The sequence below is a fragment of the Mesorhizobium sp. M7A.F.Ca.ET.027.02.1.1 genome (assembly GCF_004022985.1).
In the GTDB taxonomy this organism is placed as follows: Bacteria; Pseudomonadota; Alphaproteobacteria; order Rhizobiales; family Rhizobiaceae; genus Mesorhizobium.
In genome coordinates this window covers 1-10,838 of sequence record NZ_RZOL01000204.1, presented here as the reverse complement: position 1 = coordinate 10,838, position 10,838 = coordinate 1, and the positions used below count along the sequence as shown (strand labels likewise).

General features: G+C 63.6%; 2 protein-coding genes. Both read left to right on the top strand.

The window, feature by feature from the left end:
* Nucleotides 1-129: 129 nt before the first annotated feature.
* Nucleotides 130-10,326: a hypothetical protein gene (locus EN749_RS21210; protein WP_210214726.1), complete on the top strand. Its 10,197-nt coding sequence runs from the start codon at nucleotides 130-132 to the stop codon at nucleotides 10,324-10,326.
* Between the two features lie 194 nt (nucleotides 10,327-10,520).
* On the top strand, nucleotides 10,521-10,838 hold a 318-nt coding region (locus EN749_RS21205; RefSeq protein ID WP_145990962.1), incomplete at its 3' end, for a tail fiber protein.

Here is a 10,838-nt window from a genome sequence, read left to right as displayed (position 1 = left end):
GGTGTCGGCACCGGCCTCGACTTCTCCGGATCCAAGACCAGTTTCACCGCCCAGTCGCTCAACATAACCGGCACCGGTGCTGCCGGCTCGATCGGCATCGACCTGACCTCGCCGAGCGTCGGCGGCGCGGTGATCACCGTCACCGATGGCGGCGTTATCACCAATGTCGATACCGGCGTGCGCTTCGGCCTAGCGGGGTCGCCCGCCAATTCGGCCAACGCCGAGTTCACCTTTGGCGGCGGTTCCAGCTCCATCTCCGGCATCACCGCCTCGCTCGATGCGCGCGGGCTCAATGAGGGCAGCGGCCACTACGCCTTCGGCACGACACAGTTTGCCGGCCCGCAACTCTACGACCTGCGCAATTACATCTTCGTCGCGGCCGGGGCTTCGGGCGGCGGCACGTCCATCACCGACCTCGCCTCGATCGATTATGCCGACAGCATTACCGCCAGCGACGCCATCATTGTCCTGGTCAACCGCGGGACGATCGACGACGCCACCGGCTTCTCGCTGAGCGACGGACAGGAACTTGCGTCGTTCGGCAACGGCCGCGCGTTCTCGCTCGGCGGGGTGCCGTTGAATGTCACCGGCACCAACGTCCATCATGACGAATCCATCTCGGATTCCGCGGGCGCGGCAACGCTGACCAGTTCCGGCGGCGGCGATGTCGTGACGCTGGGCAACGGCAACACATTGCTCGATTTCAATATTGCCGGGGGCGCCGCCGCCGGCATCCACGGCCTGGGCATCAATGGCCTGACCGTCCAGGGCGTGACGGTCAGCAATGTCGCAACCGGCCTCTTCCTCGATGGAGTGACCGGTACGGTCTCGGTCGACGACCTGACCGTCCAGACCGCATCTGAAATCGGCATCGTGCTTGTCGGTTCGAGCGCGACCGTCAATTTCACCGGCAACACCAAGATCACCAACGCCACCAGTGCGGCGCTGTCCGCCAACAATTTCGACGGCATCGCCACCTTCGACGATCTCGACATCACCGGCGGCGGCGTAGGCATAGGCATCGTCGGCAGCTCCAGCGGAACCTTGACCTTCGGGGTCGGGAGTTCCATCGCCAACACGAGCAGCAACGCCTTCTCCATCAGCAACTCGACGCCCAACGTCACCTACAACGGCACCATCAACCAGACCGCTGCTACCAGCGCGGTGGGGATCTCCGGCATGAGCGGCGGCAGCGCCACGTTCGGTGGAGCGATCACCGCCAGCACCGCCACCGCCTTTGCGATCAACCTGAGCGGCAACACCGGCGGCACAATCAAGTTCACCGGCGGGCTGGATCTGACCACGACGACCGGCACCGGCTTCAGCGCCACCGGGGGCGGCACGATCACAGTCGCGGCCGCAGGCACGGAGCAGATCACCACCGGCACCGGCCACGCGATCAATCTCGACGGCGTCACCATCGGCACCGGCGGCATGGCGTTCGACAGCATCACGACAGGTGTTGCGCAAGCCACGGCGCTCAACTTCAATGCCGTTTCGGGCGGCCCGTTCCTGGGTGGCAATGTCACCATCGGCGGCACCGGTGGCGGCATCAACGGCCTTGCAATCAACGCTTCGTCATCGACCTTCACCATTACCAATCTGGTGACGACCAATGTCGCGGGCACCGATGTCAGCCTGACCAACAACACCGGCTCGATCGCGATCCTCGGTGGCGCCATCGCCAATTCGGGCACTGGCGACGGTGTCGTCGTTTCCGGTGGCAGCGCGACAATCGGTGTGGCGGCCAACATCTCCAGCTCGGCAACCGTGCCAGGCACGGCGCTCAAGGTCGACGGCACCACCGGCGGCTCGGCGACCTTCAGCGGCAGCATCACCTCGACCGGCACCGGCAATCTTTTCGCGATCGGCTCGACGCTGCCCCCGGTCGGCGGCGCGATCAGCTTCATCGGCTCGACGCTGTCTGCGACGGGCGGCGGTGGCGCCGTCGTCACCGGCCTTGCCGGAACCGCGACGCTGAACGTCACAGCTCCGCTGTCGATCACCGGCGCCACTGCCACCGGCCTGGCCGTCGCCAATGTCGCCAGCACCGCATCGGCGACCTTCGGGGCGGTGACCGTGTCGGGCGCCATGGGCAATGGCATCGACATCACCAACAATGCCGGCGCCGTCACCTTCGGCACCACCAGCGTGACGATGGGTTCGACCGTCGGTCCAGCCGGCATCAACTTCGCCCTGACCAATGCCGATGTCACATTTGGAACAACCAATGTGACGATGGGCTCCGGCGCCAACCAGACCGGCATCGACTTCAGCGGTTCATCGACCACGGCCGATTTCGGCGTGACAACGATCACCGGCACCGGCGACCTCACCTCGCGCGGCATCGACCTGTCATCGACGACGGGCAACAAGACCATCACCTTTCTGCAGGGCTCCAGCATTTCTAATGCTGGTGTCGGCGTCGAACTGTCGTCGGGCGGCACGACGGCGACGTCGGCCAACGCCAACTTCACCTTCGGCGACGGCGACGCGACTGTGCTGCAATCCTCGATCACAGCGGCCAGTGGCGGCTACACGGTCAACACGATCGGGCTCGATCCGACGCTCGGCAATTATGATTTCGATGATGTCGCCTTCACCGGCAGCGCCAATCTGGCCAGCGCGGTCGGCGGGGTCGTCATGATTTCCCAGGACGGTGGCGTGATCGCTGCCGGCACCAACGGGCTCAGCGCCGCGGTGACCACGGTCACGGCCGCTCAGGCCGATGCCATGACCGGCACACTGACCTTCGCCTTTGTCGGCACGGTCGATCTGAGCGCCACGCCGTTCACGCTCGATTCGGGCCAGTCGATCACCGGCTTCGGCAACGGCAGTTCGATCATCACCTCCGGCACCATCCAGCCGATCAATGTCCAGGGCAATCTCGGCGCCACCGGTGGCAACGTCACCGGCAATGAGGGCGTGGTCAAGAGCACGGGCGGCGATACGTTGCAGCTGCTCGGCAGCAACCAGGTGCGCGACACCGCGTTCGACTTCACCGGCGGCAGCGGTTCGGTCTTCACCATCGACCAGAATGCCGGCGGCTTCAGCAATGTCGGCGGCATCGTCATCCAGGGCGTCACGGTCAGCAATGTCGCCACCGGCCAGACGGCGTTCAAGGTCGCCGGCCTCGACACCAATTTGTCGATCACGGACAACAACGTCAACGTCGCCGGCACGCTGCTCGACGTCGATGGCGGCGCCGGCAACATCACGGTCACGCGCGGCACCTTGCCCAACAGCGGACCGGCGGGCACGCTGACCGGCGGCGGCATCTCGATCGCCAACCGCACCGGCGGCACGATCAACTTCACCGGCAAGGTCACAGTCAACGGCAATGGTGCCTCGCTTACCAACAACGCTGGCTCTACGGTCACCTTCGCCGATCTGGACATCACCACATCGGGCGCGACGGCGTTCAGCGCCAGCGGCGGCGGCACGGTCAATGTCACGACCGGCACGATCAACGCCACCAACGCGCAGGCGGTGGCGCTCGACGGCATCACGGCCGGTATCAACTTCGCCTCGACAAGTGCGACTTTCGCTTCCGGCAGCGGCATCGACCTGCAGAACCTGGCCGGCACCGCAAGCTTCGGCACCGGTACGCTGACCAACACCGGTTCGGGCACGTCGTTCAATGTCGGCTCGACGATCGCCGGCAGCGGTGGCAACGCGACGATTTCCTATGGCGGCACGATTGCCAGCAACGGCACGGGCGCCGCGGCGTCGATCCAGAGCATGACCGGTGGCTCGGTGACGCTGTCGGGTAATCTGGCCGATACCAATGCGTCCGCCGGCGGCAACATCGTCGTTGCCGGTAACGACGCAGCCGCGATCACGTTCTCGGGCACCAGCAAGGTGATCAGCTCGGGCGCGACGGACGGCGTGAGCTTGGGCATCATTGGCAATTACGGCTTAGGCGCCCCGGCACTCAATACCAACAGCACGATCGACTTCACCCATGGCGGCCTTGATATATCGACAATGGCCGGGGCGGGCTTCGTCGCAATTGGCGATTTAGGCCCGGCTGGCGCAACCTCCACCATTATTACCGTCACCGGCGCGGGCAACAAGATCAATGCCGGCAGCGACGGGCTTGCTGTGTATGGTGCCAATGTCGGCAGCGCCGGCATTACCTTCGACAGCATCTCGGCGGACTCCACGATCCCCCTTCCCGGCGACCCCGGCGGTGCCGGAGTGACGCTGTTGGGCGCCAATCTCGTCGGGGATGTCAACATCGGCGGCCTGAGGGATACTGGATACACCGGCGCCTGGCTGTACGCCCTGAGTGGCACCGGAGAGGTCAATTTCACCGGGACGATCGATCTCGACGTCCAGTATGCCGGGTTCAATATCGGCGGTCCCGAGGTTGGTACCGTCAACATCGCCAATGTCGCCGGATCCACCCTGACCATCGATGGCGGCCAGTTCGGCATCATACAGAGCTCGCAGGGCGGGACCGTCAACGTCGGCATCAACGGCAGCGCCAGCATCACGAATACCACCCTCTCGGCTATCAGCCTCGGCGGCGGCAATGACCTGGCCTTCACCACGCTGACCTACAAAGGTTCGATCACGGTCGGTGTGGGCGCGGTGTTAAGCGCCACGGGCGATGCGACCCGTCTGAACATGAGCGGTTCCGTCGTTTCCACCACGTCATCGACGGCCTTCGACTTCTTTGGCCATGCCGAAGGCATATACGATATTTCGAGCACCATCGATCACAGCGGTGGCGAGGGTGTCGCCATCGGCGGCTCGGCCAACGGCACGGTCACCTTCTCCGGCACGTCGAAGATATTCAACACCGGCGCCAACGATGCCATCGTCAAGGCACCGTCGTACGTGATGGACCCGCAGACCAAGGGCACTCTCGCCTTCACCAATGGCGGCCTTGTCATCACCACCAGCAGCGGCGCCGGCTTCACCGCCAGCACCTTCGGTTCGGGAACAGTCAGCGTCACCGGCGCCGGCAACACCATCACGACCACGAACGGCGGCACGGCGCTGAAGCTTGGCGACGCGACGGCGGTCGTCGCCGGGGCGAAAGGCGCGACGGTCGGCGCCGGTGGTATCAAGTTCGATACGATTTCGGTCAATGGCGCGGCGACCGGCATATCGCTCAACAATGTCAGCGGCGGCGTAATCGATCTCGGCACGGTCAACCTGCTAGGCATCACCGGTGCCAATGCGCGCGGTGTCGACATTTCCGGCACGCTCGGCTCGACGTTGAATTTCGCCAGCCTGAACATCGGGCTTGGCGCGGCGAACACCATCGGTCTCGACCTCAACGGCGCGGCGCTCGGCGCGAGCAACATCACCGCTGGCGATTTCGACGTCGACGGCGGCGGTTTTGCCGGCACGATCGGCATCGACATGGCCGACACGACCGGCACCGGCACGATCCAGCTCGGCGACACGGTCAACAACAATCCGGCGGGACAGACCTCCAAGATCGAAAATGTCGGCTATGGGGTCCAGTTCTCCAGCGCCACCAACGCCCAGCTCGTGTTTGGCGACGGCGCCGGCCCGGCCGAATCGTCGATCAAGACCACAGGCGGCCAGGTCATCCACGCCACCGACACTTTGCCGACCAACGGCGACTACAATTTCAACGACGTCAATTTCGATGGCGACGCTTCGAACCTGTCTTCCTACAAGGTCTACTATGTCACGGCCGATGCCACCGCCCTTGGCGACGGCAGTCTGCTCAATCCAGGCACCTACGCCAACGCCCAGACGTCTTCGGCCAATGTCATTGTGCTGATCGACAAGAACGTCGACGGCGGCCAGGCGACGATCGACCTCGGCGCGACGTCGTTCCAACTCGATGACGGACAGGTGCTGCTCGCCTTCAAGAGCAACGACGCGGCGATCGATGTCTCCCAGCTCGGGGTCGACACCAGCGCCGGCGCGTCGCCGGCGTTCCACTTCACCACGGTGCAGAATTCGCCCATCATCGCGGCGCCGGCGGGCATCGACACGCTGCGGCCGGTCCTGCAGAGCAATAACGCCACGCAGGTCATCAATCTGGCGACATCAGGCAGCGGCATCTTCACGGGCGGCATCCAGAACCTGATCGTCAGCAATCTCGGTTCCGGTGCGGGCGTTGCCGCCAACGCGACCGGCGCCTCCAGTTTCTTGGTCAGGAACAACACCATCACCGCCGGCGGCAACGCGCTCGATTTCTCCACCACGGGAGCTCCGGCCAATACGCTTCTGCTTTCGATCGACGGCAACACGCTCAGGTCGACCGCGTCCGGCTTGGCTGCGTCGTTCACCGGCCAGAACATCGATGCCGACCTGAATTCAATCGCGATCAGGTCGTTTGCCGGCAATACGGTGACCGGGGGCGCCGGCAGTGGCGGCATCGCCTTCAGCAATGTCCGCTTCGATTCCGATGGCGCCGGTGGCACCGTCAGTGCCGGCACGCTCGGCGTCGGCACGCCAGGCGCGCGGGTCCAGGGCAACGGCCTCAGCTTCACCAACACCAGCGGCACGGTCGATCTCGGCGCATTCATCGTCTTCAACACTGCCGGCACTGGCGTGGTCGCCAACACCAAGACTACCAATTTCACGCTAAACAGCAGCAGCGGCACCGTCTCGACCAGCGGCGGCGCCGCACTCGATCTTGATCCACTGACCGTCAACCTGGTGCTGGGCACCGTCACCTCCACCGGCAGCAGCAGCGGCGGCATCATCTTTGACGGCGTCGCGGGTACGTTCACCGTCACCGGAAACACCACCGTCACCGCGGCGGCGACCGGCGGCATCATGGCAATCAACGCCGGCAACACCGGCACGTTCAACTTCAACACGATGACGCTGGGCAACACCGTGACCAGCGGCGGCGGCATTCAGGTGGCGAGCGGTACGCTCAACATCTCCGGCCTCGCCAACATCGACACGACCAGCGGCGTCGGCATTTCGCAGAGTGGCGGCACGATCAACTTCACCGGCGGCGTCACCGTCGACACCACCACGGGCACCGGCATCCTTGGTACCGCCGGCACGATGAGCATCACCGCTACGGCTGCCGCCCAGACGGTGAACGCAACCGGCGGCACAGCGATCAATCTCTCCGGTGTCGCCGCCACCATCGCGCTCGATTCGACCTCGTCGGCCGGTGGCATCAACAATGTCAGCCTGACCGATGTCACGGGCATTGTTGGACTTGGAACTGGTGCGCTGAGTGGCGCAACGGGCGCGTCGTTCAATGTCGTCGGCGGCACGGCTGCCGTGAGCTATTCGGGCACGGTCAACAATTCGGGCGCATTCAGTCCGGCGCTGAATGTCCAGAGCCGGCTTGCCGGCGCCGGCCTCGTCGCCCTGAGTGGCAATCTGACGGCCAGCGGGCTGGGCGTATCGCTGAACAACAATGCAGGCGGCACGGTGACGGTGTCCGGCGCCTCGAACAGCTTTACCGGCGGGGGCACCGGCATATCGATCACCGCCAACACCGGCGGCACCTACAACATCAGCGGCGCCAGCTACGCCATCGGCATGAGCAGCGGCGGGCTTGGCGTCGATTTTGCCGGCAACAGCGCCCCGGTGACGGTCAATTTCAGCGGCGGCGGGCTGGCGATCGTGACCTCGGCAGGCGCCGGCTTCAATGCCACGGGCTCCGGCACGATCAGCGTCACCGGCGTGGGCAACTCCATCGCCACGGGCACCGGTGTGGCGATGAACCTGAGCGGCGTCACGGTCGCGGCCACCGGCATGAATTTTTCCTCGACCAGCAACGGCGCTGGCGGCAACAGCGCCGTCGTCCTCACCAACGTGATCGGGTTGGGGACGATCAATCTCGGCGCCGGCACGCTGGTCGGCGGCAGCGCGGCAACCATCGCTGTCAGCGGCGGCACCGCCAACCTCAACTATACCGGCAATGTCAGCCAGTCGAACAATGCCACCCTGGTCAGCGTCACGGGCGGGCACAGCGGCTCGCTCAACTTCGCTACTGGTACGCTGTCGGCGACGAACGGTACCGGCCTGCAGTTCGACAATGCGGACGGCATCTACAGTTTCGTCGGCACGACGACGCTGAATGGCGGCAATGCCAGCGTCGACATCCTCAACGGCTCGGGCGGCACGTTCAATTTCGGCACCGGCACCTCGATCACCAGCCCAAGCGGCACCGCGTTCAATGTCAATGGCGGCACCGCCACCGTCACCTATGCCGGCACGATCACGCAAGCCACCGCCGGCCAGCGCATGATCGTCGTCGCCGACACCGCCGGCGGTTCGGTGAATTTCACCACTGCCGTGGCGAACGGGCTCAATGACACCGGCGGCACCGGCATTGTGATCGACGGCGCGGCGGGCAGCGTCACCGTCAACAATGCCAGCCTGACGGGCACGACCGGCATCACCATTCTCGGCGATTCGACCAACAATGCGACCGGCACCTACACCTTCAACAATGTCGCCATCCAGACCGACGCGGGGGCTGCGAACAATGCCTTTGTCGTCGATGGCGACCAGGGCACGCCAGGCAATGACGACGTCAGCGCGGTCGTCAACCTGAACAATGTCGACATCACCAACCCTGGCGGCAATGTCGCCAACATCCGCGGCATGGCCGGCGGCTCGGTCAATTTCGACAGCGCCAGTTCGATCACTCGCAACGACGGCGGGCTGGGCATTGCCGTGCTCAGCAACGTCGGCGGCACGATCAACTTCGGCGGCGCGGTCAAGACGCTCTCGACCGGTGTCAACGCCGCCGTCATCATGACCAGCAACCCCGGCGCCACCATCAACTTCACCAATGGCGGGCTGGTTATCACCACAACGAGCGGCGACGGCTTCAACGCGACCGGCGGCGGCACGGTGACGGTGCAGGGCACCGGCAACACGATCACCTCCGGCACAGGCACGGCGCTCAACGTCGTCAACACGAATATCGGCGCCAGCGGGCTGAATTTCCAGAGCATTTCGGCGAATGGCGGCACCAACGGCATCGTGCTCAACAATACGGGCTCGGGTGGATTGACCGTTACAGGTGTCGGCACCACCGCCGGCTCGGGCGGCACAATTCAGAACACAACCGGGCGCGGCGCCAGTTTCATCAGCGCGAGCAACATCACGCTGAAGAACATGAATTTCACCAATGCCGGCACCGACGATCTCGATGCCGACAATTCGGGGCTTTCGACTGGTGACAACCTCACGACCAACGCGGCCATCCATCTTCAAAACGTCTCTACGGCGACGCTGGACCGGATCGCCATTTCGGGCGGCGCCGAGCAAGGCATCAACGGCAATACCGTTTCGAACTTCACGCTCAGCAACAGCAGCATATCGAATGCGGGCAATGGAGCGGACGAAGATGGCATCCATTTCTACAACATGTCCGGCACCAGCGCGGTCACCAACACCACGATCACAGGCAGCGGCGACGACAACTTCCAGCTGCAGACCCAGTCCGGCACGCTCGCGCTGACGATTTCAGGCGGCAGCTCGACTGGCGCCGTGCTTGGCAGCGGGTATCTGTTCGGCATCCGTGGAACGTCGAACGCCACGATCAACTTCTCGGGTGCCAATTCGAGCAACAACTTCAGCGGTGGCATCGTCGCCGATGCATTCGACAACTCCACAATGAACCTGAACGTCATCAACAGCACTTCGAGCAGCAACAACGATCAGCTGTCCGTCAGCGCCGGGGACAACAGCGATGTGAGCCTCGTCGCCACCGGCAACACGCTGAGCAGCGCGGCGGCGGGCGACTTCGTCGTGGTGAGCCTGCTCGGGTCGGCGTTCGACAACGGCTTTACTTTTGACGCTCGAATTGAAAGCAATACCATCACGGTCGCAAACGGGCTGACAGCGGATGGCATATCCGTATTCAATGCCGGCGGCGGCGCCATGCGGGTCGGAATCAAAAACAACTCCATCGACTATGCCGGCACGCAACGCGCCATCCTTGTCCAGACCGGACAGGACGGCGCCGGCAGCATCCTGGCCCAGATAACCGGCAACGCGATTGACATCAAACTGGATGGGACCGGAGATGCAGTTGCTGGCATTCTCGTCCAGTCAGCCGTCACGGACCCGGAGGGAAATGGTGCATCCGTCGATCTGAGCATAGGCGGCGCCGGCGCGCTCGCGAACATCTTTACGCATTCGCTTGGCGGCACCATGGCGGCTGGTGACATCCGGGTACGTCAGCGCAACAACGGGACGATCAACCTTAGCGGCTATGCTGGGGGCGCCATGGATACTGCTGCCGTGATCGCTTATCTGAACGGCCGCAATACAGTTGTTTCTGCATCTACCGCGACGGCGCAAACGAGCGGATTTACCGGGCTTGCCACGCCGCCGTTCCCATGATGGCTACGTTGATGAGGTAGAAAGGCCACCATTTGGTGCGACGATCTACAACTTTGGGTATACACTGCCTTCCTGCGCCTCTCGTTATTTAAATACTGTCTATTATTTTATAATAGTACTTGGTTTGTTAGAAACCCAAGTAGACTTCTATGTCGTTCCGTGTATTCTTCTGATATCCAATGAGGGCGCGAGACATGGCCGAGCCATTTCTATCGGAAATCAGGATTATGTCCTTTGTCTTCCCGCCCAAGGGTTGGGCGCTCTGTAACGGGCAGCTTTTGCCGATCAACCAGAACCAGGCGCTATTTTCACTGCTCGGAACCACTTTCGGCGGTGACGGCCAAGTCAATTTCGCGCTGCCCGATTATAGGGGACGTATCCCGATCCACGTTGGGAGCGGTCACACACTAGGCGAGCGCGGTGGCGAGCAAAGCCATACGCTGTCGATTTCCGAAATACCGACACACGTTCACTTTGCGCAGGCAAGCACAAACACCGGTAGCAGCCAGGAT